The sequence below is a fragment of the Pseudomonas sp. GM55 genome, from assembly GCF_000282395.1.
GTDB lineage: Bacteria > Pseudomonadota > Gammaproteobacteria > Pseudomonadales > Pseudomonadaceae > Aquipseudomonas > Aquipseudomonas fluorescens_CC.
This window is the reverse complement of the sequence record NZ_AKJJ01000131.1, coordinates 1-1,001: the sequence shown is the minus strand read 5'-3', so window position 1 is coordinate 1,001 and position 1,001 is coordinate 1. Positions and strand designations below refer to the sequence as shown.

The 1,001-nt window shown below is 61.6% G+C and carries 1 protein-coding gene; it reads left to right on the top strand.

The genetic code is table 11. The features are described 5' to 3' along the window. Nucleotides 1–1,001 (top strand): OmpP1/FadL family transporter (locus tag PMI31_RS25430; protein WP_008022289.1); only part of this gene is annotated, 1,001 nt, incomplete at its 5' end.

Below are 1,001 nucleotides of genomic sequence, written 5' to 3'. Positions count from 1 at the left end.
CGGGCAGCGGCAGCGGCAATGCCCTCGATCCGATTCCCGGTGGCAGCTTCTTCATCAGCCATGAACTGGACGAGCACTGGAGCGTCGGTTTCGGCCAGTACGGCGACTTCGGCCTGGCGGTCAATTACGACAACGATTGGTCAGGCCGCTTTTTCGCGCAAAACTCCAGCCTGCTTGGCTTGTCGCTGGTACCGAGCGTGGCTTATCGCTTCAACGAGCAGTGGTCGGTCGGCCTGGGCATCAAGGCCATGTACGGCATGTTGAAGGCAGACACGGCCATCGACCGCTCCCCTTTCGGCTTCACCGACCGCTCTGACGGCCAATTCAAATACCGGGACAACACCTGGGGCTATGGCGCCAACGTCGGGGTGATCTACGCCCCGCAACCCGGTACGCGCATCGGCCTGACCTATACCAGTCAGGTCGACCTGGACTTCGAGGACCGGCTGGACGTCAAGGGCGACGGCCGCCTGCTCGAGCGCGTCAACAACACCGAAACCGAACTCGACATGAAGGTGCCGCAGACCGTCACCCTGAGCCTGTTCCAGCAACTGGACCGACAATGGGCCTTGCTCGCCTCGGCCAACTGGCAGGACTGGTCCGAGTTCGGCGACATCGCCGTAGAGGTCGACACCACGGCGTTTGGAGCGCAATCGACAACGGTCGACGCCGGCTTCAAGGACACCTGGCACCTGTCCCTTGGCGCGCAATACCAGGCCACCGAGCAGTGGTTGTGGAACTTCGGCGTGGCCTACGACAGCAGTGCCGTCTCGGATAGCAATCGCAGCGTGGTCGTGCCGATGGGCGAATCCTGGCGCATTGCGACAGGAGCCACCTATGCTCTGAACAAGGACACCGATGTCAACGTCAGTTGGGCCATGGTCTGGCTCGGCGACATGCCGGTGGACCAGGCCAAATCCGTATCGGGCAATCGAGTTTCCGGTCAATTCGACAATGCCTGGATTCAAGCCTTGGCCGGGAACATGACCTGGCGATTCTGA